General features: G+C 60.6%; 21 protein-coding genes and 1 riboswitch. Of the genes, 7 read left to right on the top strand and 14 right to left on the bottom strand.

Annotation, left to right across the window (positions count from 1 at the left end; genetic code table 11):
- Positions 1-53: 53 nt before the first annotated feature.
- Positions 54-1,085, top strand: coding sequence for a small ribosomal subunit biogenesis GTPase RsgA (gene rsgA / locus V6F78_RS11455; RefSeq protein ID WP_047273113.1), 1,032 nt, complete (start codon positions 54-56; stop codon positions 1,083-1,085).
- A gap of 42 nt (positions 1,086-1,127) precedes the next feature.
- On the opposite strand, the gene motB is transcribed toward rsgA, so the two are convergent.
- Complete coding sequence (motB, locus tag V6F78_RS11450) at positions 1,128-2,120, bottom strand: flagellar motor protein MotB (protein ID WP_047275073.1); 993 nt, start codon at positions 2,118-2,120, stop codon at positions 1,128-1,130.
- A 3-nt stretch (positions 2,121-2,123) separates the two neighbouring features.
- Positions 2,124-2,975: a flagellar motor stator protein MotA gene (gene motA / locus V6F78_RS11445; protein WP_047273111.1), complete on the bottom strand. Its 852-nt coding sequence runs from the start codon at positions 2,973-2,975 to the stop codon at positions 2,124-2,126.
- Positions 2,976-3,140: 165 nt separating this feature from the next.
- Between motA and V6F78_RS11440 the strand changes: the two genes are divergently transcribed.
- From V6F78_RS11440 to asd, 3 genes are read left to right on the top strand one after another with little or no spacing between them, the layout of a single operon-like run.
- Positions 3,141-4,679, top strand: coding sequence for an HDOD domain-containing protein (locus V6F78_RS11440; RefSeq protein ID WP_047291704.1), 1,539 nt, complete (start codon positions 3,141-3,143; stop codon positions 4,677-4,679).
- A gap of 44 nt (positions 4,680-4,723) precedes the next feature.
- The gene (locus tag V6F78_RS11435; RefSeq protein ID WP_094990084.1) at positions 4,724-5,551 is read left to right on the top strand and encodes a rhodanese-like domain-containing protein; all 828 of its coding nucleotides are present in this window, start codon (positions 4,724-4,726) and stop codon (positions 5,549-5,551) included.
- 9 nt (positions 5,552-5,560) lie between these two features.
- A complete protein-coding gene (gene asd, locus V6F78_RS11430; protein WP_094990083.1) occupies positions 5,561-6,412 on the top strand; it encodes an archaetidylserine decarboxylase in 852 nt (283 codons plus the stop codon).
- 47 nt (positions 6,413-6,459) lie between these two features.
- On the opposite strand, the gene serB is transcribed toward asd, so the two are convergent.
- Positions 6,460-7,674 (bottom strand): phosphoserine phosphatase SerB, encoded by a 1,215-nt coding sequence (gene serB, locus V6F78_RS11425; RefSeq protein WP_047291636.1) that lies wholly within the window; start codon positions 7,672-7,674, stop codon positions 6,460-6,462.
- A gap of 132 nt (positions 7,675-7,806) precedes the next feature.
- Here serB and V6F78_RS11420 point away from each other — a divergent pair, with 132 nt between their 5' ends.
- The gene (locus V6F78_RS11420) at positions 7,807-9,345 is read left to right on the top strand and encodes an AhpA/YtjB family protein (RefSeq protein WP_332727248.1); all 1,539 of its coding nucleotides are present in this window, start codon (positions 7,807-7,809) and stop codon (positions 9,343-9,345) included.
- Between the two features lie 111 nt (positions 9,346-9,456).
- Here the strand turns inward: V6F78_RS11420 and V6F78_RS11415 are convergent, their stop codons facing one another.
- The 9 genes from V6F78_RS11415 to V6F78_RS11375 all read right to left on the bottom strand — a co-directional run bounded on the left by V6F78_RS11415 (position 9,457) and on the right by V6F78_RS11375 (position 18,782).
- On the bottom strand, positions 9,457-10,161 hold the full coding sequence (locus V6F78_RS11415) for a PqiC family protein (RefSeq protein WP_169835834.1): 705 nt from the start codon (positions 10,159-10,161) through the stop codon (positions 9,457-9,459).
- 180 nt (positions 10,162-10,341) lie between these two features.
- A complete protein-coding gene (parC, locus tag V6F78_RS11410; protein WP_047273105.1) occupies positions 10,342-12,606 on the bottom strand; it encodes a DNA topoisomerase IV subunit A in 2,265 nt (754 codons plus the stop codon).
- 11 nt (positions 12,607-12,617) lie between these two features.
- On the bottom strand, positions 12,618-13,139 hold the full coding sequence (locus V6F78_RS11405) for a retropepsin-like aspartic protease family protein (RefSeq protein ID WP_047273104.1): 522 nt from the start codon (positions 13,137-13,139) through the stop codon (positions 12,618-12,620).
- Complete coding sequence (locus V6F78_RS11400; RefSeq protein WP_047273103.1) at positions 13,136-14,113, bottom strand: esterase-like activity of phytase family protein; 978 nt, start codon at positions 14,111-14,113, stop codon at positions 13,136-13,138. The genes V6F78_RS11405 and V6F78_RS11400 overlap by 4 nt, the downstream gene beginning before the upstream one ends.
- On the bottom strand, positions 14,113-16,017 hold the full coding sequence (gene parE, locus V6F78_RS11395) for a DNA topoisomerase IV subunit B (protein ID WP_047275061.1): 1,905 nt from the start codon (positions 16,015-16,017) through the stop codon (positions 14,113-14,115). The genes V6F78_RS11400 and parE overlap by 1 nt, the downstream gene beginning before the upstream one ends.
- Positions 16,018-16,070: 53 nt before the next feature.
- The gene (locus tag V6F78_RS11390) at positions 16,071-16,679 is read right to left on the bottom strand and encodes a YqiA/YcfP family alpha/beta fold hydrolase (protein WP_047273101.1); all 609 of its coding nucleotides are present in this window, start codon (positions 16,677-16,679) and stop codon (positions 16,071-16,073) included.
- A 111-nt stretch (positions 16,680-16,790) separates the two neighbouring features.
- The gene (gene cpdA, locus V6F78_RS11385; RefSeq protein WP_169839389.1) at positions 16,791-17,606 is read right to left on the bottom strand and encodes a 3',5'-cyclic-AMP phosphodiesterase; all 816 of its coding nucleotides are present in this window, start codon (positions 17,604-17,606) and stop codon (positions 16,791-16,793) included.
- 106 nt (positions 17,607-17,712) lie between these two features.
- The gene (locus tag V6F78_RS11380) at positions 17,713-18,165 is read right to left on the bottom strand and encodes a DUF1249 domain-containing protein (RefSeq protein ID WP_047273099.1); all 453 of its coding nucleotides are present in this window, start codon (positions 18,163-18,165) and stop codon (positions 17,713-17,715) included.
- Positions 18,156-18,782: an NUDIX domain-containing protein gene (locus V6F78_RS11375; protein WP_169839390.1), complete on the bottom strand. Its 627-nt coding sequence runs from the start codon at positions 18,780-18,782 to the stop codon at positions 18,156-18,158. Before V6F78_RS11375 ends, V6F78_RS11380 begins: the two co-directional genes overlap by 10 nt.
- Before the next feature lie 221 nt (positions 18,783-19,003).
- Between V6F78_RS11375 and V6F78_RS11370 the strand changes: the two genes are divergently transcribed.
- Entirely contained in the window at positions 19,004-19,750 is a 747-nt protein-coding gene (locus V6F78_RS11370) for an RsiV family protein (protein ID WP_047279938.1), read from the top strand.
- Positions 19,751-19,807: 57 nt separating this feature from the next.
- On the opposite strand, the gene cytX is transcribed toward V6F78_RS11370, so the two are convergent.
- The gene (gene cytX / locus V6F78_RS11365) at positions 19,808-21,070 is read right to left on the bottom strand and encodes a putative hydroxymethylpyrimidine transporter CytX (protein ID WP_169839391.1); all 1,263 of its coding nucleotides are present in this window, start codon (positions 21,068-21,070) and stop codon (positions 19,808-19,810) included.
- A gap of 112 nt (positions 21,071-21,182) precedes the next feature.
- A complete protein-coding gene (thiC, locus tag V6F78_RS11360) occupies positions 21,183-23,075 on the bottom strand; it encodes a phosphomethylpyrimidine synthase ThiC (protein WP_047275051.1) in 1,893 nt (630 codons plus the stop codon).
- Positions 23,076-23,229: 154 nt separating this feature from the next.
- Positions 23,230-23,335, bottom strand: a riboswitch (TPP riboswitch).
- Positions 23,336-23,517: 182 nt separating this feature from the next.
- Here thiC and V6F78_RS11355 point away from each other — a divergent pair.
- Positions 23,518-24,954, top strand: a complete 1,437-nt coding sequence (locus V6F78_RS11355; RefSeq protein WP_047291625.1) for a TolC family outer membrane protein — start codon at positions 23,518-23,520, stop codon at positions 24,952-24,954.
- The last annotated feature ends 98 nt before the right edge of the window (positions 24,955-25,052 follow it).

The raw sequence follows: 25,052 nt of genomic DNA, 5'->3' as shown, positions 1-25,052 counted from the left end.
CTAAACTCGCCAGCGTTTTACCCTCCTTATCGTTTTATCAACACGGAACACCCATGGCCAAACGCCAGCTCAACCGTCGCCAAAACTGGCGCATCGAAAAGATCCAGGGCGAGCGCGCTGCCCGCGCCGCCAAACGCGAATCCAGTGCCGTCGAAGCGCTTGAAGGGGGCGATCTGGGCCCCGAGCAACTCGGGCTGGTGATCGCGCACTTCGGTGTGCAGGTCGAGGTCGAGGCCCAGGAAGGCGAGCTCAAAGGCCAGATGTTCCGCTGTCACTTGCGTGCCAACCTGCCAGCCCTGGTGACCGGTGACACCGTCGTATGGCGCGCGGGCAACCAAGGGATTGGCGTGATCGTCGCCCAGTTGCCCCGCAAAACCGAACTGTGCCGCCCGGACAGCCGTGGCCAGCTCAAGCCGGTTGCCGCCAACGTCGACATGATCGTGATTGTGTTCGCGCCGATGCCCGAGCCACACGCCAACTTGATCGACCGTTATCTGGTCGCCGCCGAGCATGCGGGGATTCGTCCGTTGCTGTTGCTCAACAAAGCCGACCTGATTGACGAGCAAAACGCCCCTGCGCTGAATGCGCTGTTGGGGGTTTATCGTCAGTTGGGTTATCCGGTGCTGGAAGTGTCCGCACATCACGGCGACGGCATGCAGCAGTTGCAAGCCAAGCTGGACGGGCACATCAGTGTGTTTGTGGGTCAGTCGGGCGTGGGCAAGTCGTCGCTGGTCAACAGCTTGCTGCCCGAGGTCAACCTGCGGGTCGGACCACTGTCCGAAATTTCCGGTCAGGGCACGCACACCACGACCACGGCGCGGCTGTTCCACTTCCCGGGTGGCGGCGAGCTGATCGACTCCCCTGGTATTCGCGAGTTTGGTCTGGGCCACGTGAGCCGGGCGGATGTGGAAGCCGGGTTTATCGAGTTCCACGATTTGATCGGCCGTTGCCGTTTCCGCGACTGCAAGCACGACCGCGAGCCGGGCTGTGCCTTGCTGATGGCGCTGGAAGATGGCCGCGTGCAGCAACAACGCATGAACAGCTACCGCTCGATTATCGCCAGCCTGCCTGAGTCGAGTTACTGAACGGTGCCTTCACCCTCTGAGCGAGGGTGAAGGCATGCGGCATCAAGGCTTCGGTGTTGCTGGCGCCTTGTCATCAAACAGGTTCAGTTTTTCCCGTTCTTCATGCATGGCGGGTGGCACTTGGTCAGCCGGCAGGGTGATCGGGTCAATCGGGGTGGTCGGCGCCTGCGGCGTGGCCATCTCGGCGCCCTGCTCACCCTCAATCGCCTGCTGCGCTTTCTTCGTCAACACCACGATGTCGATGCGGCGGTTAATCGGGTTCAGCGGGTTGACCTTGTCGAACAGCACCGACGAGGCGTAACCCACAATCCGCGCGACCTGGTCCTGGGGATAACTGCCCGCGATCAATGCCCGGCGCGCTGCGTTTGCGCGGTTGGCCGACAATTCCCAGTTACCAAACTCCGCATCGCTGGCATACGGCGTGGCATCGGTGTGCCCGCTGATGCTGACTTTGTTCGGCACGGCTTTGATGGTGTCCGCCATGGCCAGCAATATGTCTTCGAAGTAAGGCTTGAGGCGCGCACTGCCGACGTCAAACATCGGACGGTTTTCCGCGTCCATGATCTGGATGCGCAGGCCGTCAGGCGTGATTTCGAACAACAGCTGGTCTTTGAATTTGCGCAATTGCGGATTTTCTTCGACCTTGTTCTGCAACTCCTGAAGCAGCAGTTCAAGCCGTTCTTTCTCGACCTGCTCGGCCATGCCTTCGACCTGATCGGTGTCGACCGTGATCTTGTCGGGCTGGGGCTGCATTTTTTCTTCAGGATTGAGGGTGGTGTCCGGCGCCAGGGTCGGCGTGCCCCCCAAGTCGATGATGTACGGCGTGCCGGTTTCGGTGAACCCGATCGGGTCTTTGAAGTAACCGGCAATGGCGATTTTCTGTTCCGGGGTGGCCGTGGACATCAGCCACAGCACCAGGAAGAACGCCATCATCGCCGTAGCGAAGTCAGCGAACGCAATTTTCCAGGCGCCACCGTGGTGGCCCGCCGCGAAGCGCTTGACGCGCTTAATGATGATTGGCTGATTGTTTTCCATGGATCAGCGACCGCGGACTACTTGTTCCAGCTCGGCAAAGCTCGGACGGTGCTTGGGATACAGCACTTTACGACCGAACTCGACCGCCAGCGACGGCGGCATGCCCGAGGCCGAAGCGACCAGCGACGCCTTGATGGATTCGTACACGTTGAGTTCTTCTTTCGCATCGTGGGAGAGCGAGGTCGCCAGCGGGCCGAAGAAACCGTAGGCCGCCAAAATACCGAAGAACGTACCGACCAGCGCCGCACCCACGTGCACGCCGATCATCGCCTGATCGCCGTCGCCCAGCGAAGCCATGGTCACCACGATACCCAGTACCGCAGCCACAATACCGAAGCCCGGCATGCCATCAGCAATCCCGGTCACGGCGTGGTACGGGTGCTCAAGCTCTTCTTTGAGGCTGAACAGCTCCATGTCAAACAAGCCTTCGAGTTCGTGGGGCGCCATGTTGCCCGACGACATGATGCGCAAGTAATCGCAAACAAACGCGGTCATGCGGTCATCTTTGAGCACGGAAGGGTATTTGGCGAAGATCGGGCTGGCCGCGGCGTCTTCAATGTCGCCTTCGATGGCCATCATGCCTTCGCGACGGCTTTTGTTGAGGATCTCGTAAACCAGCCCCAGCACTTCCAGGTAGAACGTGTGGGTGAAGCGCGAACCGAACATGCCGAGCGATTTTTTGATCACGTGCATGGTCATGTAGCCGGGGTTCGCCTGCAGGAACGCACCAAACGCCGCCCCGCCGATAATCAAGACCTCGAACGGCTGAATCAGCGCCCCGATCTTGCCGTGGGAAAGCACGTATCCGCCGAGCACGCTCGCGAACACGACAATGATGCCGATAATTTTAGCCATAGGAATTCAGGTACTTCTGCGTCGGGTTCAAGGTCATATTCGAGAGTTAAAAAACTCTTCTTCTACTTATCGGCAAAACTGCGCCAGACTATAGGCCATAAAGGCGAAAAGCCAGTTGGGCCCACTCCGGGCGTGTAAACAATGGATGATGACCACTCTCCCATCATGGCTAATGAAACCGGCAACGCGACTCCAATCCCCAATACCCTCGATGCGTGGGTCAAGCAGCTTGACGCTGTTCGCCTGCCCATCCCGCAAGACAGCCACGAGCGCGTCTGCAAGGCAATCAACGACAATCGCCGCTCGTTACGCGACATTGCCGAGCTGATGCAGGACAGTCCTGCATTGGCACTGAGCTTGATCCGCGACGCCAACCACCACACACACGGCAGTTTGAGCGAGCCGGCCGAGAGCCTGGAAGTGGCGATCAACCGCCTGGGGCTGGCCCGCACACAAGAACTGCTTGAACGCCTGCCCGCGTTGCCGTGGGAAGAAATCCCGCAGGCTTTTCGCCAGATTCAACTGATTAGCCAGCACGCTGCGCAACAAGCCAGCGGCCTGTTTGGCAATCGCCTGGCGCGCCTGTGGCAAGAAATCTATTGGGGCAGCCTGCTGTTTCTGTCGCCGCTGTGGGCCATGGCACTCACTCACCCCGAACAGCTCGAAGAGTGGGAACTGCGGGTGATTCACAAAGGTGAATGCGCAAGCAAAGTTGAACTCACACTGTTCGGCGTGCGCCTGTTTGAAATATGCCGCGCGCTGGCGCAATTGTGGCGACTGCCCGAATGGGTGCTGCAAGGTTACGCCGTCATCACCGACGAACAGCGCACGCTGGTCAGGGTGTTGCATATCGCCCGCGACAATCATCATCGTTTGCGTCAGCAGCAACGTCTGGACGCTGACCCGGCACTGCGCCGCTGGTTGAATCAGCCGTCGAACACTGTATTGCTGGCCAATGGCCTGGCCCTGTCGGCCCAGCAGGCCTGGGACACGCCTCACAACTTGCGCTGGCAATACCTGACCAGCCTGTACATGCAAATGCCGCTGGAAGAACTGCAACAACTGGTTCACCAGAACGCGGCCAGCAGCGCGCGCTATCACTCGATGCCCGACCTCTGGCACCCGGCTCAATCCCTGTTGTGGCCGTGGGGCGTGCGTCGCATGCACCGAGGCTTATTGCCTGCCCCGCCGCCGTCGGCCGAATCGCTGGTGGTGTGGCGCAAGCAATGCGGGCAACTGCTGGCCGAACCGAGTTCGTTCACCAATTCGATGCACCTGACCACCTGCGCCCGCGATGCGTTGGTGGCCTGCGGCATGCGCCGGGTGCTGCTGTTGATGGCCGATAAAACGTCGACCAGCCTGAGCGTGCATCAGATTGCCGGATTGCCCAAGGCAGCCTTCGACTTGAGCCTGCAAATTAACCAGAGCGCTGTCCTGCAACGCTTGATGACGCAACCGGCGCAATTTCGCCTGACACCCGAAAACAATGCGCAGATCACAGCGGTCCTGCCAAAAAGTTTGCGTAGCCTGTTTCCCGGCGAACACCTGCTGTTACGCTCGATCAGCAACAACGGCCGCGTGGTGATGCTGGTGCTGGCCGATCAGGGCGGCGGACCGTTTTCTGAGACCACCGTGCAGGCTTTCGGCAAAACCGTGCAATGCATCGAAAAAGCGCTCAACAGCTTTACCACGCGCGGACGTTGACGCTTGCGCTACAATTCGCCCCCTTTTCGCCCTGGAGACCTCACATGCCTGACTTCTCTGGCTTGCCGTTGGTGATTGAGCCCAAAGACCTGCATGATCGGCTCGACGCAGCGAACCTGATTATTGTCGACCTGACCAGCGAGGCACGCTACGCCCAAGGCCACGTGCCAGGCGCGCGCTTCGTTGATCCCAAGCGCACCCAACTCGGCCTGCCGCCTGCTCCGGGCTTATTGCCCGCGCAAGCCGCGCTCGAAAAACTGTTCAGCGAATTGGGGCACAACCCTGACGCGGTCTACGTGGTGTATGACGATGAAGGCGGCGGTTGGGCGGGACGCTTTATCTGGCTGCTGGATGTGATCGGGCACAAGGCGTATCACTATGTAGACGGCGGTATTCACGCATGGATCGCCGATGGCCTGCGCCAATCAACCGAGGTTCCGACGCCTAAAAACGCACCGGTCACGCTGACCCTGCACGACGAACCCACTGCCACCCGCGAATACCTGCAAAGCCGGTTGGGCGCTGCCGATCTGGCGATTTGGGACGCTCGCAGCCCGGCTGAGTACAGCGGCGAAAAAGTGCTGGCGGCCAAAGGGGGTCATATCCCCGGCGCGAAAAATTTTGAATGGACCGCAGGCATGGATAAAGCCCGCAGCCTGCGCATCCGCACGGACATGGCGCAGATCCTTGAGGATCTGGACATTACGCCCGACAAAGAAGTGATTACCCACTGCCAGACTCACCATCGTTCTGGCTTTACGTATCTGGTGGCCAAGGCGCTCGGTTACCCGCGCGTCAAAGGCTACGCAGGCTCCTGGGGCGAATGGGGCAACCACCCCGACACCCCCGTCGAACTGCCTGCCAAACATTAAGGACCCGTCATGAAAAAGCGTTTGTTTCTCCTCAGTCAGTACCTGTTGCCGCATCACCTGCTGTCGCGCCTGGCCGGCTGCGTTGCCGAGTGCCGCGTGCGCTGGTTCAAAAATGCCTTCACCACCTGGTTCGCCAAGCGTTATCAGGTGGACATGTCTCAGGCCCTGGTTGAAGACATCACCGCTTACGAGCACTTCAATGCATTCTTCACCCGCGCCCTGAAAGACGGCGCACGCCCGCTGGACCAGACGCCAGGCGCCATTTTGAGCCCGGCCGACGGGGCGGTCAGCCAACTGGGCGCGATTGAACACGGTCGCGTGTTTCAGGCCAAAGGCCACAGCTACAGCGTGCTGGAGCTGGTGGGCGGCGATCCGGCCGTGGCCTCGCCGTTCATGGGCGGTGAGTTCGCCACCATTTACCTGTCGCCCAAGGATTACCACCGCGTGCACATGCCGCTGGCCGGTACGTTGCGTGAAATGATCTACGTGCCGGGCCGCCTGTTTTCGGTCAACCAGACCACGGCTGAAAACGTGCCGGAACTGTTCGCCCGCAACGAACGCGCCGTGTGCATTTTCGACACCGAACGCGGCCCGATGGCCGTGGTGCTGGTGGGCGCGATGATCGTGGCTTCGATTGAAACGGTGTTCGCAGGGTTGGTCACGCCGCCCAAACGCGAGCTGAAAACCTTTCGCTATGACGAAGCGGCGCGTGCGCCGATCCATCTGGAAAAAGGCGCCGAGCTGGGCCGCTTCAAACTGGGTTCGACCGCAATCGTGCTGTTCGGGCCAGAACAGGTGAAATGGGCGCAAGAGCTGGCGGCGGGTTCGCCGGTGATGATGGGCCAGAAGATCGGCGAGTAAATCCTGGCATCGCTGCCGCAGGGTGCGGCAGCGACGACAGTGGCGGATTAACCCTGGCTGTTGCGGTCGCGCTGACCTAACAGATACAGCACGCCATCCAGGCCCAGCGTTGAAATCGCGTGCTTGGCCGACTTCTTCACCAGCGGCTTGGCACGGAACGCGACCCCAAGACCCGCGATGGCCAGCATGGCCAGATCGTTGGCGCCGTCCCCGACCGCAATGGTCTGCTCCAGGCTCAAACCTTCCTTTTGCGCCAGTTCGCGCAGCAAGTCTGCTTTGCGCTGCGCATCAACGATCGGCTCGACTGCCACGCCGGTCACTTTGCCGTCCACCACTTCCAGCTCATTGGCGAACACGTAGTCGATGCCCAGCTTGGCCTGCAACTGCTTGGCGAAATAGGTGAAACCGCCGGACAGAATCGCGGTTTTGTAGCCCAGACGCTTGAGTTCAGCGAACAGCACTTCTGCGCCTTCGGTCAAACGCAGCGATGCGCCGATGGCGTCCAGCACACCGACGTCCAACCCCTTGAGCAAGGCCAAGCGCTCTTTGAAACTGGCCTTGAAGTCCAGCTCACCCGCCATGGCACGTTCGGTGATTTGCGCCACTTGATCGCCCACACCCGCGGCTTTGGCCAGTTCGTCGATGACTTCGGCTTCAATCAGGGTCGAGTCCATGTCGAAAACAGCCAGACGGCGATTACGACGGAAAAGGGTGTCTTCCTGCAGCGCGATGTCGACGTTGAGCGCCTGCGACAACTCGAAGAACTCGGCACGCAAGGCATCAAGGTCAGCCACTTCGCCCGTGACGCGCAGCTCGATGCAGCTCTTGCTCAGACGCGTCGGCGCATCCAGCGGCACGCGGCCGGACAGGCGATCGGTCTGTTCAATGTTCAAACCGTGCTGGCTGATCACCGACGTCACGCGTAACAGCTCCTGGGCGGTGACCTGACGGCTCATCAATGTCACCACGTGACGCTTCTGGCTTTGTTCGTTCACCCAACGCTGGTAATGCGCTTCGCTAATGGGGTCAAAACGCAGTTGCAGCCCTTCATTGGCAATCAGGGGTTGCAGGTCTTTGAGCACGGCCGACACTTGATCGGCTTGCTCGATTTCAACCAGATACCCCAACGACAAAACGCCATGAATGACGGCCTGGCCGATGTCGAGCATGTTCACACCATTGTTGGCCAGCACCCCAGTGATGGCCGCAGTGAGACCCGGACGGTCTTCACCCGTGATGTTTATCAAGACGATTTCGCGCAAGGCACACCCCCATTCGCTAAAAAAAACGCATTCTACCCACTTTCAGTGACCATCGGGCATCGCCAAGGCTTTGCCGCCTGTGGGCCGCTCGCTATACTGCGCACCAATTTAACGGACTAAGAGCCGCGCTCAGTGAACCGGCCATCGCCTGTCAAAACCGATAACTTCTTCCTGCTGATCTTCCGGGCCCTGCGCGATCGCCGCATTCCGCTGGCTCTGCGTATTGCCAGCCATAACGTGATTCTGGTCGCCCTGGCGCTGGTGATTTACGCCGTGGTCATGGGCCTGCAATTCAAGCAGGCCATGCATGATCAGGCCGACGCACTGGGTCAGAGCCTGACCACGCAAACCGCGACGTCTGCCACCGAGCTGCTGGTGTCCAATGACATCCTCAGCCTCAACGTGCTGCTCAATAACCTGACGAAAAACCCGTTGGTGGCGCACGCGGCTATTTATAGCGTTGACAACCGCATCCTCGCAGAAGCCGGTGAACGACCGAAAAACGGCCTGCTGGGCGAAGCCGAAGGCATGTACCAGACCAAGATCACGTTCCAGGACGTGACCGCCGGGCATCTGCGCATCAGCCTCGACATGAACCAGTTCCAGCAACCGATGACCATCAGCCTGCAAAGCATGGGCATCCTCAGCGCAATTTTGCTGGCGCTGGCACTGGCCTTGAGCCTGCGTCTGGGGCGTCACATTTCCACCCCGTTGTTGCAATTGCGTGTGTGGCTGCGCGAGCCTGATCCCTACACCCCGGCGATCAACCGCCAGGATGAAATCGGTGATCTGGCGCGCCAGCTTCACACTCGCCTGGCACCGCCTGCGCCCGAGCCCGAGCCCGAGCCCGAACCTGAGCCCGATTACGACGACAGCGACTACGAAGACGACGAGCCAGAGCCCTCGTTCGAAGTGCGCAACCTGCGCGACCCGGACTTTGACGAAGCGCCTGCTGCGCCAGCCCCCAAAGCGGCCCCGCGGCACGTGGTTCATGCTGAAGAAGACGACAGCGACGAAGACCCTTTTGCCGAGCTGCGCGACACGGGCAGTGCCGCCCCGGCGACCCTGGCCAAGCCGCAGCCGACCGCACCCTCCACACCACAGCCGAGCGCTGTGCTGGCCGTGCAACTGGGTGCGCAGGATCAACTGCGTCGCCTGCCCCGCGCCCGCCTGACCGAATTACTGGAACGTTATCGCGACTGCCTGGAGCAAGCCGCCTCGCTGTATGACAGCGAGCTGCACACGCTCAACGATGGCAGCACGCTGATGCTGTTCCACAGCGAAGACAGCGGCGACGACTACCTGACCAACGCCATTTGCTGCGGTGAGCTGTTGCGCGCACTGGGTCACGCCTTGCAAATCGAAGTGGCAGACAGTGGCATCACCTTGCAGCTGCAATTGGGGCTGGTGGTGGGCGAAGGCCTGACGGGCATGAGCCAGATCGACTTGCTGCTGACTGAAACCGCGCAAGACGCGCTGGCGCTGTCACAACACAGCCGCAACTTGCTGCTGGTTGAGCGCAAGATCAGCGACGATGCGCTGATTCGCCAGCGCGCCCGCATCCGCCCGATTGCCAGCCCTGAAGGGGCGTGCTGTGTAGAGCGCTTGATGGAACCGTACCCGTCGATGCTTGAACGCCAATTGGCGCGCATGCACGAGAAGCGCGGGTAAATCCACAAACGCACTCACCCTCTCCATCCGGGTGAGGGCTGGGGTGAGGCGCTTTTGACCTGCAAAAAAAATCCCGCTCAGATGCGGGATTTTTTTGTAGTGGTCACTGACTCAGAAGCGAAACACTTCCATGTCGGTGCGAATCGGTGAAGCCATCGGAATGCGGGGCTTGTCTGATTCTCCTTTGCGGGCCGGCTTTGGCTCCGGCTTGCGGGACTCCACCAACGGCGGCTGGTTGGCCAACGGTTTAAGGGCCACCGCCAATTGCTGACTCATCTGTTGCAACAACTCGCCTTGAGCCTTGACCTGAGAGGCCGTGGTGCCATCGTGCTGTTTTTCCAGATGCACCATGCGGTTATCACGCACCTGACCGCGACGGTCAATCAGACGCCATTGCGCATCAAGGATGGCCGGCTGATTTTTGCCAGAGTCCAGACGCGTAATCGACAACAGCACTTGCACGTCCGGGGCGAAGCCCGCAGGGGCCGGGGCCAATACCACGCGCTGGCTGTCCAGACGCCAGGCCAGTTGGCGAAGCAGCAGTTGATCGATATCCGCCGACAGGCTACCTGCCCAACGACCATCGGTGGCCGCGCTCAGGCTGCCGTCGGTTTGACGTTGCAGCAGGGTTTCACGTTGCAGGTAGTCAGCCACGGTGACCGGGCCGAGTACCACGGCCATGCCGGCGCTTTGCGCGGGCTGGCCGGGGGTGCCGCTGTCCAGTTGGTACAAGGCCGCTGGCTGATGCGTGGAGCACCCCGCCAGACCGAGCACACCGGTCAGCAACGCAATTAAAGGAAGGCGCAGAACGTTCATCATTCCATCCAGGTGGCAGCCATCGGGCGCGCCACAGTGTGATTCTCGAAAAAGTCGCTGGCCACAGCGCCAAGGGGCGGTGCCGCAAGTGCGCCATATCATCCGCGAATATCCAGCCCGACTCCAGCGCCGCAGAGCCGATCTACGTGAAAAAACGCAGATCGGGCGCTCTAAACCGGCTTAATTGGGCGTTTCTACCAACATCGCGTCCACGCGCTGGAAACCACGGGGCAATTTGTTGCCTCGACGTCCGCGTTCGCCTTTGTAATGTTCGAGGTCATCAGGCTTGAGCGACAGGTTGCGTTTGCCAGCCTGCAACACCAGCGTGGCGTTGTCGGGTAACACGGCAATATCGGTCACGTATTCTTCGCGACTGGCCACGCGATCGCCGGGTATACCGATGATCTTGTTGCCTTTACCTTTGCCCAGCTGCGGCAAGTCGCTGACCTTGAAGATCAGCAAACGCCCTTCCGTGGTTACCGCCGCCAGCCAGTTATGCTCGCGGTCGGTGACCGGGCGCGGCTGCATGACCTTGGCGCCCTTGGGCAGGCTGAGCAAGGCTTTACCCGCCTTGTTCTTGGCTTGCAGGTCTTCACCCTTGACCACAAAGCCATAACCCGCGTCGGAGGCAATGACGAACAGCGCGTCGTCTTCAGGCAACAGCACGCATTCAAAACTGGCACCCGGTGGCGGCGTCAGGCGACCGGTCAACGGTTCGCCCTGACCACGGGCCGAGGGCAAGGTGTGCGCCGCCACCGAATAACTGCGCCCGGTGGAGTCGATGAACACCGCAAACTGGTTGGAACGCCCCGCCGCCGCGGTTTTGTAGCCGTCACCCGCTTTATAGGAGAGCCCGGTGGCATCGAGGTCATGGCCTTTACCGCACCGGACCCAGCCCTTTTCAGACAGCACAACGGTCACAGGCTCAGTCGGGACAAGCTCGTTTTCCGACAGAGCCTTGGCTTCTGCACGGGCCACGATAGGCGAACGACGGTCATCGCCGTAGGTTTTGGCATCTTCCAGCAATTCGCTGCGCACCAGTTTTTTCAGCTTGGCTTCGCTGCCGAGCAGGGCTTGCAACTTGGCCTGTTCTTTACGCAGGGCATCCTGTTCGTCACGCAGCTTCATCTCTTCGAGACGCGCCAACTGGCGCAAGCGCGTGTCGAGGATGTAGTCGGCCTGTGTTTCGGTCAGGGCAAACCGTGCAATCAATTCAGCCTTGGGGTGCTCCTCGGTGCGGATGATGTGAATCACTTCATCGAGGTTCAGGTAAGCCGTCAGCAAACCGTCCAACAGGTGCAGGCGACGCTCGACTTTATCGAGGCGGAACTGCAAGCGCCGACGCACGGTGTTGATACGGAATTCCAGCCATTCCACCAGCAGCGCCCGCAGGTTTTTCAACTGCGGCTTGCCGTCCAGGCCAATGATGTTGATGTTGACGCGGAACGTGGACTCCAGATCCGTCACGGCGAACAGGTGCTGCATCAGTTCGTCGAGGTCGACCTTGTTATTGCGGGGAATGATGACGATGCGGCACGGGTTTTCGTGGTCCGATTCGTCACGCAGATCAGTCACCATCGCCAGCTTGGTCGGCTTGGCCTGCATCAATGCGGCAATTTGCTCCAGCACCTTGGCGCCCGAGACCTGATGCGGCAAGGCGGTGACGACGATATCGCCGTCTTCCACGTGATACACCGCGCGCATGCGCACCGAGCCACGACCGGTCTGATAGATCTTCAGCAGGTCGGCGCGCGGGGTGATGATTTCAGCTTCGGTAGGGTAGTCCGGGCCTTGAATGTGTTCGCACAGTTGCTCAACCGTGGCCTTGGGCTCATCGAGCAAACGCACGCAAGCGGTGGCGACTTCTCGCAGGTTGTGCGGCGGTACATCCGTGGCCATGCCCACGGCAATACCGGTGGTGCCATTGAGCAGGATATTCGGCAAACGTGCAGGCAACACAGCCGGTTCGTCCAGCGTGCCGTCGAAGTTGGGTACCCAGTCCGCCGTGCCCTGACCCAGTTCGCTGAGCAGGACTTCAGAGTAACGCGACAAGCGCGCCTCGGTGTAACGCATGGCGGCGAACGACTTGGGATCGTCCGGCGCACCCCAGTTGCCCTGACCGTCAACCAGTGTGTAGCGGTAGCTGAACGGCTGCGCCATCAGCACCATGGCTTCGTAACAGGCCGAATCGCCGTGGGGGTGAAACTTGCCGAGCACGTCACCGACGGTACGCGCCGATTTCTTGTGCTTGGCGTCTGCGTCCAGCCCCAACTCGCTCATGGCGTAGACGATACGCCGCTGTACAGGCTTGAGGCCGTCGCCGATGTGCGGCAAGGCCCGGTCCATGATCACGTACATGGAGTAGTTGAGGTAGGCCTGTTCGGTGAAGTCGGCCAGTGACCGGCGTTCTACGCCGTCCAGGCTGAGATCAAGGGAGTCGCTCATGCGGACCTCATTCAGTTCGTTGTCTGGCGCAGCAGCATGGTGCCGCCGCGCTGGGTGAATTCAAGTTTTTTCAAAGCGCTCATGCCCAGCAACACCTGTTCGCCGTCCAGCCCCGGCGCAGCCACTGCGCGCACGTTGCGCAACACAATGGCACCCAGTTGCAGGCGGTCGATGTGCGTGCGATAGCCCTGCGCCTGCCCGTTGGCGGTATTGAGGGTCACGGGCACGCCCTTGGGCAATGCCAGTTGCCGGGCCAAATCCAGCGGGACCGCCACGTCGGTGGCCCCGGTATCCAGTAAAAATTCCACCGGCACGTTGTTGATACGGCCGCTGGCGACGAAGTGCCCCTGCACGTTGGCTTGCAGCTTGACGTCGATGAAGCCTTCGCCCTGTTCCGAAACCACGTCGCGGTTGGGGTTCTCCTGACGCTGCTCCCAGCGCCCGAAAAACTGGGTCGCCAGGTACAGGCCCGCACACCAGGCCACGATCATGAAGACACGACCGGCCCGTTTGCCCGGTGGCTGCTGGCTCATGACCGGGCGCCCCAACCACCGGGCGGCGCCGCAAAGCGGTAGACCACCGGACGCGCCTCGCCATCGGCACGCACGTGGTTGCCATTGTCGACACCGATCCAGGCCCCTTGAGCGTCGACGCTCAAGGCTTCGGCATTGCCGTAGGCCGAGGCGTAGCGGCGCGCGGCGGTCAGTGCGTCATTGGCGAACGACCAGCAGCGCTCCACGTGCCCGGTGGCAGGCGTTCGGCGGCACACGCGATAGGCCATGCGTTCGAGGGTGAACAACTTGCCTTCGAACACCGCCAGATCTGCGAAATCCTTGGCCTGCGATTTGGCTTTAAGTTGCGGTGGCGGCTGTTGCGGCCCCGCTTCACTCATGATCACGCAGCTGTCTTCACAGGCCCACACGCTTTGTTTTTTGTGCAGGGTCAGCAAGCCACGGCGCTCGCGCTCTGCCGCCAGCCAGATCTGATTGCCTTGCGGGTTGATCGCAATGCCTTCAAACAAGGCATTGAAATGCAGCAGCATGCCGCTGGCCCGCGCCTGACGCACCAGACCGGCGTCGATTTTCAGCCAGGAGGCGTTGCCCTGCGGCGCGATCAGCACCACACCGGCATGGGATTCACTGACCACGTAACGATTGCCCGCCGCGTCGCAGGTGATGCCTTCAAAATCCAGATCGCCACCGCGCAGCGGGCTGATGGCTTTGCCCATCATGCGCACGCCCCACGGCAAACCGGTCTTCGGCGGCTGGGGTAAGTGGAGGCTCACGGCTTCAGCCAGCCACTCGGGATAACGGGTATCGAGCCGGTAAATCTGATCATCATCGCGGTCAGACACAGCCCACATTTCACCCTGGCACACCGCCAGCCCCGACAGATTGCCGCCGCGCATGCCTTCCACCGGGTGCTCAGACTGCAACACCAGTGCTGGCCATGTTTCGGCCATTACCGGGGTCGCCAGCACCTGCAGCGCCAACAAGGCTCTGCGCATCAGGCCAGCACCTGCGCCAGATTGCCTTTGGATTCCAGCCAGGTCTTACGGTCGCCCGCCCGTTTTTTCGCCAGCAGCATGTCCATCATTTCGGAGGTCGCGGCGAAATCTTCCAGCGTGAGCTGCACCAGGCGACGCGTGTTCGGGTCCATGGTGGTTTCACGCAGTTGCGGCGGGTTCATTTCACCCAAACCCTTGAATCGCGTGACCTGCGGCTTGCCGCGTTTTTTCTCGGCCACCAGACGGTCAAGAATGCCATCACGCTCAGCCTCGTCGAGGGCGTAGAAAATCTCTTTACCCAGGTCGATGCGGTACAACGGCGGCATGGCCACGTACACGTGACCGGCGTCCACCAGCGGCCGGAAGTGCTGCACAAACAAAGCGCAGAGCAACGTCGCGATGTGCAGACCGTCAGAGTCGGCGTCGGCAAGGATGCAGATTTTGCCGTAGCGCAGCTGGCTCATGTCGGCCGCGCCCGGGTCCACACCGATGGCCACGGCAATGTTGTGCACTTCCTGGCTGGCCAGCACTTCGCTGCCATCGACTTCCCACGTATTGAGGATCTTGCCGCGCAACGGCAGGATCGCCTGAAACTCTTTGTCCCGCGCTTGCTTGGCGGAACCGCCAGCGGAATCGCCTTCCACCAGAAACAGCTCGGCGCGCATCGGGTCCTGGCCCGCACAGTCAGCCAGTTTGCCCGGCAACGCCGGCCCCTGGGTGATGCGCTTGCGCTCGACTTTTTTACTGGCCTTGAGGCGGCGACCGGCGTTGTTGATCGCCAGCTCAGCCAATTGCATGCCCAGTTCAGGGTGCGCGTTGAGCCACAGGCTGAACGCGTCTTTGACCACACCTGAGACAAACGCGGCCGCTTCGCGGGACGACAGGCGCTCTTTGGTCTGGCCGGAGAATTGCGGCTCCTGCATTTTCATCGACAGCACGAACGCAATGCGCTCCCACACGTCTTCCGGGGCCAGTTTCACGCCACGCGGCAGCAGGCTGCGGAATTCACAGAATTCACGCATCGCATCGAGCAGGCCCTGACGCAAACCGTTGACGTGGGTGCCGCCCTGCGCCGTCGGAATCAGGTTGACGTAGCTTTCCTGAACACTGTCGCCGCCTTCGGGCAGCCACAGCAGCGCCCAGTCAACGGCTTCTTTATTGCCCGCCAGGGTGCCGCAGAACGGCTCGTCGGGCAGGCGCTCGAATTCACTGACAGCGTCCACCAGGTACGAACGCAAGCCGTCTTCGTAATGCCACTCGACTTTTTCGCCGGTGTTTTTGTCCTCAAACGTGACCAGCAGACCGGGACACAACACGGCCTTGGCCTTGAGGACGTGCTTGAGGCGGCTGACCGAGAATTTGGGGGAGTCGAAGTATTTCGGGTCCGGCGCAAAGTAGACGCTGGTGCCGGTATTGCGCTTGCCGACGGTGCCGATGATTTCCAGGTCGGTGGCTTTGTAGCCATCGGCGAAGGTCATCTGGTACTCGTTGCCATCACGCTTGACCTTGACCCGGACCTGGGTCGACAAGGCGTTAACCACCGAGATCCCCACGCCGTGCAGGCCGCCGGAGAACTGGTAGTTCTTGTTCGAAAACTTACCGCCCGCGTGGAGCTTGGTGAGGATCAGCTCGACGCCCGACACGCCTTCTTCGGGGTGAATGTCCACTGGCATGCCGCGCCCGTCATCGCTGACTTCCAGCGAGTGGTCGGCGTGCAGGATGACGTTGACCGATTTGGCGTGACCGGCCAGGGCTTCGTCGACACTGTTGTCGATGACTTCCTGAGCCAGGTGGTTGGGCCGACTGGTGTCGGTGTACATGCCGGGGCGTTTGCGCACCGGGTCGAGGCCCGAGAGGACTTCGATGGCGTCGGCGTTATAAGAGCTAGCGCTGGGAGTGGCCATAGGGTCTCGTCGTCAGTCGTAAATAAAGAAAATAAAGGCCATTCGCCGGTGCCTCACAGGGCCGCGAAGTCGATGGCCTGGTACTGTTCTGCTGCTACTCCGGCAAAGCTCAGCAGCGCGGGCAGTTGCCGGGCAAAACCTTGATAACTGTGATCGCCCCCGGCCTGAATGCGCAAGGCACACGCTGCGTAGTACGTTTCAGCGTAGCGGTAGTCGAGGGTTTCATCGGCGGTCTGCAGCCACACTTGAATGCGCTGCGGATCGCGGGGCGCCGGGACTTCAAGCTCGGCCAGGGCGTTCACGTGATCGTGGGTCAGCTCCCAGGTCTCGCCGCTGTACAGGTTGGTCTGGGTGCCCAGATAACCGTCAAACATGCGGTGCGGGCTGACGGCCGGGTTGACCAGCAAGGCTTTGAGGCCGTGGCGCTCGGCAAGCCAGGTCGCATAGTAGCCGCCGAGGGAGCTGCCCACCAGCAGCGGGCTGCCCAGCTCGCCAATGGCGGCCTCAAGCTGTGCGATCGCCTGTCGCGGGTGATGGTGCAGGGCTGGCACACGCAGTTGCTCACCAAGACCCATTTGCTGCATCACCGACGTCAATTGCGAAGCCTTTTTGGACTCGGGCGCGCTGTTGAAACCGTGGATATACAAGATGGAACCCGACATGCCATTACTCCCGAGTACAAATTCAGCCAGACACAGCCTTGAGAAAGACGCGCAGTTTAGCCTGACTCGGGGTGAATGACTCGACCCATCATCTGTAAGTTTGTCCAGTGGTCAATATTTGTCTTGGGAGTAGTCGGGTTCGAAGTCAAAGCGCGCCACCCGCGAGATCCCGGTATGCAAAGTGCCATCAGGGTTCAGCTGCAGCCAGCGGTAGCCGGGCGCCTCGCTGCTGACCTTGAAATCCTCGCTGTGGGGCGCGAACTGGAAACAGGTCGAAGGGGTGGCCAGCAACCTGACCGCCTTGCGCTGCTGATCGAAAGGCTGATGCACATGCCCCCACAACACCGCTTTGGCCTGGGGGAAGCGGTCTACCACCGCCCAGAACGCATCAGCATTGAGCAGGCCGATGGGCTCAATCCACTGGCAACCTACCGGGACCGGATGATGATGCAGGCAAACCAAGTGATGACGTTCCGGCGCTTCGCTCAGTGATTGCGCCAGTCGCTGGAGTTGGTCGTCCTCCAGATAACCATGGCTTTTATTCAGCACGTTGGAATGCAACAACGTGATGCGCCAGTTGCCAACATCGACACGCGGCTCCATCAACCGGCTTTGAATGGCCGCCTCGCGCATCTGCTGAACATCGTCATGGTTGCCCGGAATCCAGCGCGCCACGGGCGCCAACGCGGCGGTGGCCTGTCGAAAATACTGGTAGGCCGCGACGCTGCCGTCCTGGGCCAGATCGCCGGTGGCCAACAACACGTCGACAGACGGCTGCTCGGCACTGACCAAGTCGATCACCTGTTGCAGGCTGCGCGCGGTGTTAAGCCCCAGTAGGGAACCGTTTGCATCAGCAAACAAGTGGCTGTCAGAGAGCTGCACCAGCAGCACCGGGTCTTCAGTGGTCAGGGTGGAAACACTCGGCAAGGCGGCTCTCCCGGAGGGCGTCGATGAAGGGCGCGATTATGCCATTAGCCTGAGCGCCTGCGCTGTCGATCGCAGCCTCACGATTCGACAGCGACTTGAAGCGGTGTTACCTGACTTGTGCGTATTCGTGACCGCACGTCAGGCAGTGGCTCAACCACTCACCCAGAAACACATTGAGCTGGGCTTTTTCGTCAGGCTGGTGCATGGCGTCATTGGGATAAGGGTAGATGCTGCGAAAGCGTCGTGCATGCTCGGCGCCAATCACTTCGGCCATGCGCGCATCGTGATACACCTGAACCTGCAACTCGGGCACCGGCAACCACGGCAAGCTATGTTCCTGACGCACGCGCAGGGTGCTGGTGTACGGGCAGTCGAGCATCACTTCAAGGGTCAGTACGCCCAGCATCTGATCACCCTGGGTCACGGCAATGCGCCGCGCATCAGGCTGCTCGCGCATGTCGGGCAACAAACGCATCAGGCGCGCGTAATTGGCCTCGCAGGCAGCCTGCAAGCCAATCAAGTCGACCCGATAACGGTCGCGCACCCCGTTTACGACCATAACCCCCTCACCTCGGCGCGATTGAGCGCCAGCCATTGCAGGGCAATGATGCTCGCTGCATTGGAAATTCGACCATCGCGTACTGCCTGAAGCGCATCTTCGTACGCCCAAACTGTCACTCGAATATCTTCCGCCTCTTCCTCAAGGCCATGCAAGCCACCAATGCCTTCGGTGCTGCACCGCCCCACGTACAGGTGCACAAATTCGGTGCTGCCGCCCGGCGACGGGAAGTAGCGGGTGATCGGCCACAGCGAGGTGAAGGTCACACCGGCCTCCTCTTCACCTTCGCGGTGGGCCACGTCTTCAGGATTGACCTCGCCTTCCTTGTCGATCAAACCGGCCACCAGCTCGATCAGCCACGGCGTGTCGGTCTTGCCCATGGCGCCGACGCGGAACTGCTCGATCAGCACCACCTCGTCGCGCTGCGGGTCGTAGGGCAACACGCAAACCGCATCATGGCGCACAAACACTTCGCGACTGATCTCACGGCTCATGCCACCGGCAAACAGTTCGTGGCGCAAGTGCACGCGGTCCAGTTGGTAGAAACCTTTAAAACACTGTTTGCGCTTGACGATCTCGACTGTGCGGGGCGTAGTCGCCTTCGTGGTATCCGTCATTTCAAACCTCTTGCTGGCTAATTCCTGCCGGGGTGGCCCGCGGCATCGCGCATCCTAACGCGCATGAACGCCGCGATGCAGCCACTTTTCTGACACGGGGATAGACGGATCACCCGCAAACCAACTCTAATTGGCACCTTTAAGCTTAGTGGCGAACGGATGCCCTCGCAGGCAGTCGAACCTCCATAATTTTGCTTTTCTTTTGTTGATGAAGGACGACCATGTCGCTTTTAAAGTTTGCCTCCCTGACCTGCATCGCCCTGACCCTGGGCGCATGCCAGAGCGTATTTCAAGCGTCCGCGCCAAAACCGCTGGCCTTCACCCCTGATGCCTCGGAGCAGCTCAAGGCCGGGTGCAAGGGCCAGGATTGCCCGCTGGTGAACATCGACACCGTACACCCGCAGGGCGACCCCAAACTGGATGCGCTGATCGAAAGCCGCCTGCTGAAAATGACCGTCTTCTCGCCTGAAGACAAACTGGCGCCCTCTCTCAATGCCTACCGCGAACAGTTTTTGCGCACCGCCGACAGTCGCAACAGCAGCTATTTGCAGGCCAAGGTACGTGAGCAGCATGACGACCTGGTGATTATTGAGCTGTCGAGCTATCTGGACACCGGTGGCGCGCACGGCATGCCAGGCCGTGGCTTTATCAACTATTCGCGTAAGGATCAGCGGGAAGTGACCTTGCAGGACATGTTGATTCCAGGTCAGGAGAAAGCCTTCTGGGCTGCAGGAAAAGTCGCGCACAACAACTGGTTGATCAGCACCCGCTTCGGTAACGATCCCGAGTTCGTCAAAAACTGGCCGTTCCAGCAGACCCCGCACGTGGCCTTGCTCAAGGACAATGTGGTCCTCAAGTACGATGTGTACAGCATTGCGCCGTACTCCGAAGGCCATGTCGAACTGAAAATCCCTTACTCGCGCCTCAACGGGATTCTCAAGCCGCAGTGGTTCCCTGCACAACGGTGAGCCTCCCCAGCCCACCCCAACCCTCTCCCACAGGCAGAGGGTTGGGGTGAGGGGCTTTTAGCGGCGACGCCCAAAAGCCCAGTGCAATACCCCCGCCAGCACCAACGCTGGCAAGGTCGCACCCACATCCGGATACACATTGGCCAGCAGGTGATAAGTACTCACCCCGCCCGCCCACGCCAGCAATGCCGGCCAGCAGAACAACGCCGTGGTCACCTGCGCGCTGCGTTTGCGCACAAGGAAGTGATCCACCAGCACCACGCCAAACAACGGCGCAAACGCCGAGCCAATCAGCAACAAGAAGTTCTGGTACTGCGCCAGCGGCGCAAAGCAGGCGATAAGGGTGCAGATCCCCCCGATGGCCAACGCCAGATGTTCAACCTTCAATCGCCACAACACCCCGCCCGACACTGCCGCCGAGTGAATGTCCGCGAACGCGTTTTCCGACTCGTCGAGCAAGATCAGCAACAACGGAATCCCCAACCCTGCCCCGGCCAGCGCCAACAACAACGCATTCACCTCGCCACTGGGGGCAAACGCCAGGGTGTACGCCACGCCGAGGCTCATCAGCCAGACGTTACCCAAAAAGAAGCCCGCAGCCGTGCCGCCAAAGACCTTTTTCGCGCGTTTGCCGAAGCGTGAGTAGTCCGCGATCAAGGGCAACCAGGACAATGGCATCGCAATCGCGATGTCAAAGCCGACCGCCAGCGGCAGTGAACCGTCGCCCTTTTGCGCCCATAACGCGCCAAGGTCAGCTTTGGAGAACAGGTTCCACGTCAGCCAGAGACAAGCCGCCAACAGCAACCAAATCCCCCATTTGCGCAGGACTTTGCGCACAAACGTCAGCGGCCCGCTGACAGCCAGCAAGGTCGCCAGCGCCCCGAAAAACAACGTCCACAGCAGCGGGTTGCTGAACACGCTGGCGTCGCTGAACGCCCGGGCGCCGAGCAGGCTGGCGGCGTCGCGCATCACGATGATTTCAAACGCGCCCCAGCCAATCAGTTGCAGCACGTTGAGCAGCGCCGGGAGCAGCGCACCGCGACTGCCGAGGCTGAGCTTGAGCGCGGCCATGGACGACAGGCCGGTGTCGCAGCCAATCACCCCGACCGACGCCAGTAAGGCGACACCAACCAGCGTGCCGAGAAAGGTTGCCAGCAATCCACCCGACAGGCCCAGGCCGGGCGCCAGTAACGCGCCGGTCTGTAACACCATCAAGCCAATGCCGAGGGAAAACCACAGGGAAAACAGGTCGCGTGCACCGAAGACACGCTGGTCCGCCGGGACCGCAGAATCCGGGGAATACAGGCCGGGTACGTTCAAAGAATGTGTCTCGAAAAGAGGAGGACAACCCTGTCAGGGTCTGTGGCCGTTGCCTGATCAGGTAACCGCCGTCGAGGCGCAGTGACACACCTCGACAGGGGCTGCCCTGACGTCACACTTTTTTGTACAGCTGACTGCCTTCCTGCTTGAAGCGCGCGGCCTGCTCGGCCAGGCCTTGGGCCACATCAACGTCAACCGCGTCGATGCGCTGGTTGGCGGCATAGATGCGCACTTCCTGCGTGATTTTCATCGAGCAGAATTTCGGCCCGCACATGGAACAGAAATGCGCGACCTTGGCCGAATCCTTGGGCAGGGTTTCGTCGTGGTACGAGCGGGCGGTGTCCGGGTCCAGGCCGAGGTTGAACTGGTCTTCCCAGCGGAACTCGAAACGCGCCTTGCTCAACGCGTTGTCTCGGATTTGCGCACCCGGATGGCCTTTGGCCAAGTCGGCAGCATGGGCCGCGATTTTGTAAGTGATGATTCCGGTCTTCACGTCATCCTTGTTCGGCAACCCCAAGTGTTCCTTGGGCGTGACGTAGCAGAGCATGGCGCAGCCGAACCAGCCGATCATGGCGGCGCCGATGCCCGAGGTAATGTGGTCGTAGCCCGGCGCAATGTCCGTGGTCAGCGGACCCAGGGTGTAGAACGGCGCTTCGTCGCAGCACTCAAGCTGCTTGTCCATGTTCTCTTTGATCAACTGCATCGGCACATGGCCCGGGCCTTCGATCATGCACTGCACGTCGTGCTTCCACGCGATCTTGGTCAGTTCGCCCAGGGTTTCCAGCTCACCGAACTGTGCCGCGTCGTTGGCGTCGGCAATCGAGCCCGGACGCAGGCCGTCGCCCAGCGAGAAGCTGACGTCGTAGGCCTTCATGATTTCGCAGATGTCGTCGAAATGGGTGTAGAGGAAGTTTTCTTTGTGGTGCGCCAGGCACCACTTGGCCATGATCGAGCCACCCCGGGACACGATGCCGGTCACGCGCTTGGCCGTCAGCGGCACGTAACGCAACAGTACACCCGCATGGATGGTGAAGTAGTCCACGCCCTGCTCGGCCTGTTCGATCAAGGTGTCGCGAAACAACTCCCACGTCAGGTCTTCGGCCACCCCGTTGACCTTTTCCAGCGCCTGGTAAATCGGCACGGTGCCAATCGGCACCGGCGAGTTGCGGATGATCCACTCGCGGGTTTCGTGGATGTGCTTGCCGGTGGACAAGTCCATGACGGTGTCCGACCCCCAGCGGATGCCCCAGGTCAGTTTCGCCACCTCTTCTTCGATCGAAGAACCCAGCGCGCTGTTGCCGATGTTGCCGTTGATCTTCACCAGGAAGTTGCGCCCGATAATCATGGGCTCCAGCTCAACGTGGTTGATGTTGGCCGGAATAATGGCGCGGCCGCGGGCGATTTCTTCGCGCACGAACTCAGGGGTGATTTCTTTCGGGATGTTGGCGCCGAAGCTGTGCCCGGCGTGTTGCTGGTCCAGCAGACCCGCCGCACGCGCTTCTTGCAGTTTCATGTTTTCGCGGATGGCGACGTATTCCATCTCGGCGGTGATGATGCCTTGACGCGCATAGTGCATTTGGCTGACGTTGGCACCGGCCTTTGCCCGACGCGGGTTCTTGACGTGGGCGAAACGCAGTTGGGTCAGTTCGGCGTCTTCAAGGCGCATTTGGCCGAAGTTCGAACTCAGCCCCGGCAGGCGTTCGGTGTCGTTTCGGTCGTCGATCCAGGCCGAGCGCACATCGCCCAGGCCTTTGCGCACGTCAATCTGCACCGACGGGTCGGTGTAGGGGCCTGAGGTGTCGTAGATCAATACCGGGGCGTTGATTTCGCCGCCAAAATCAGTGGGCGTCACGTCCAGGCTGACTTCGCGCATCGGCACCAGAATGTCCGGGCGCGAGCCCTGTACGTAGACTTTTTGCGAGCGGGTAAAGGGCTTGACCGACTGTTCATCGACTTTGGCCGAATCACTGAGGTTGATTGCGTTTTTTAGTTTTGTCGTACTCATCACGGCTCTCCAGACTGCATCCAGGCGGATTGTCGGAGGGAGAACCTGAAAAATGTACGGACTGACCCAAGGACTGGGTGCTGAGTGACGGCCTCGAACGATTGATCATTTTTTGAACAATCGATCCCGGACGGTACTCAAGAGGACTCGCCGGGTGACGAGAAATCTTGTTCCCTACGCAGGCGTTAACCTGATCAGGTTCAACGGGATCCGAAATTATTCGATCTCAGCCTCATAGCAAGGCACCCCGACAAGAACCCGGCCAGTCTAGACAAGACTGAGGCAGAACGCCAACCCCGGAATAATCAGCCTGATAAAAGTCGCAACAACGGCATTGTTGCAAGGTGTCACCGCTACTACACTCGCTACGTCTTGACACCACGAGTGCCACACGAGGCCTCGGGAGTTTATTTTCTCCGCATTATTGAACTAGGGATCGCTCATGCTGCGCAAACTCTCACTGGCTATCGCCGTGTCTTGTGCGACCAACGTAATGGCCATGCAAACCCAGGCCCCTTTGGCCAGCCAGACAGGCCTGGTCAGCGTGTATCACGAGGCGGTGGATAACAACGCCGACCTGGCGGCCGCCCGTGCCGACTACGCGGCACGCAAAGAAGTGGTGCCGCAGGCCCGCGCCGGCTTGCTGCCCAACCTGTCGGGCGGGGCCGAGTCGAGCAGCGTTCGCACCTCCATTGACCAGCCTTCGTTGACCACTACACGCAGTGCGGTGGTGTATCAGGCAACGCTGGCGCAGCCGATCTTTCGCATTGACCGCTGGTTCCAGTTAAAAGCCGCCGAATCGGTCAACGAGCAGGCCGCGCTGCAACTGTCGGCCACGGAACAAAACCTGATCCTGCAAACCGCCGAGTCTTACTTCTCGGTGTTGCGTGCCCAGGACACGCTGGCCGCGACCAAGGCTGAAGAAGCGGCGTTCAAGCGCCAGCTGGATCAGTCTCGCGAGCGCTTTGACGTGGGTCTGTCGGACAAAACCGACGTGCTGCAATCCCAGGCCAGTTACGACACCTCGCGCGCCAACCGAATCGTGGCACAGCGCCAGGTCGATGACGCATTTGAGGCACTGATCACCCTGACCAACCGTCAGTACAACTCGATCGAAGGCATGCGCCACACGCTGCCGATCCTGCCGCCGTCACCGAACAACGCCAAAATCTGGGTGGAAACCGCCGCGCAGCAAAACCTCAATCTACTGGCCAGTAACTTTGCCGTGGACGCCGCGCAGGAAACCCTCAAGCAACGCAAGGCCGGTCACGCGCCGACCCTCGATGCGGTGGCGCAGTACAAGACCGGCGACAACGACGGTTTTGGCCTGAGCAACCCCAATGCCTTGCAGCAGCGCTACAGCGGTGACGTGTCGCAGCGCAGCATCGGCATTCAGTTGAACATTCCGATCTACAGCGGCGGCCTGACCAGTTCGCAGGTCCGCGAGTCCTACTCGCGCCTCGATCAGACCGAACAGCAACGTGAAGGCTTGCGCCGTCAGGTGGTCGAAAACACCCGCAACCTGCACCGCGCGGTCAACACTGACGTCGAACAGGTTCAGGCGCGCAAGCAGTCGATCATTTCCAACCAGAGCGCACTGGAAGCCACGGAAATCGGTTATCAGGTGGGCACGCGCAACATCGTCGACGTGCTGGACGCCCAGCGCCAGCTGTACAACTCGGTGCGTGATTACAACAACACCCGTTACGACTACATCCTCGACAACCTGCGCCTCAAGCAAGTCGCCGGCACGCTGAACCCCGGCGATCTGGACGCGCTGTCGCGTTACCTGAAAGCCGACTACAACCCCGACAAAGACTTCCTGCCGCCCGATCTGGCTCAAGCAGCCGAAGCAAATATGCGCTCACCAGGCAACTGAAGCCGTTGACCGGGATCTGGGCTACGGCTGCGATCCCGGTTTTCATCGGCATACCCCGCTACCACCTGTACCTGTCAATTGCAGTGGTTAATACGGCA

This window comes from Pseudomonas sp. ESBL9 (assembly GCF_036668715.1).
GTDB classification, from domain to species: domain Bacteria; phylum Pseudomonadota; class Gammaproteobacteria; order Pseudomonadales; family Pseudomonadaceae; genus Aquipseudomonas; species Aquipseudomonas lundensis.
The sequence above is the reverse complement of the archived record's forward strand: the minus strand, read 5'-3'. Positions and strand labels throughout refer to the sequence as shown.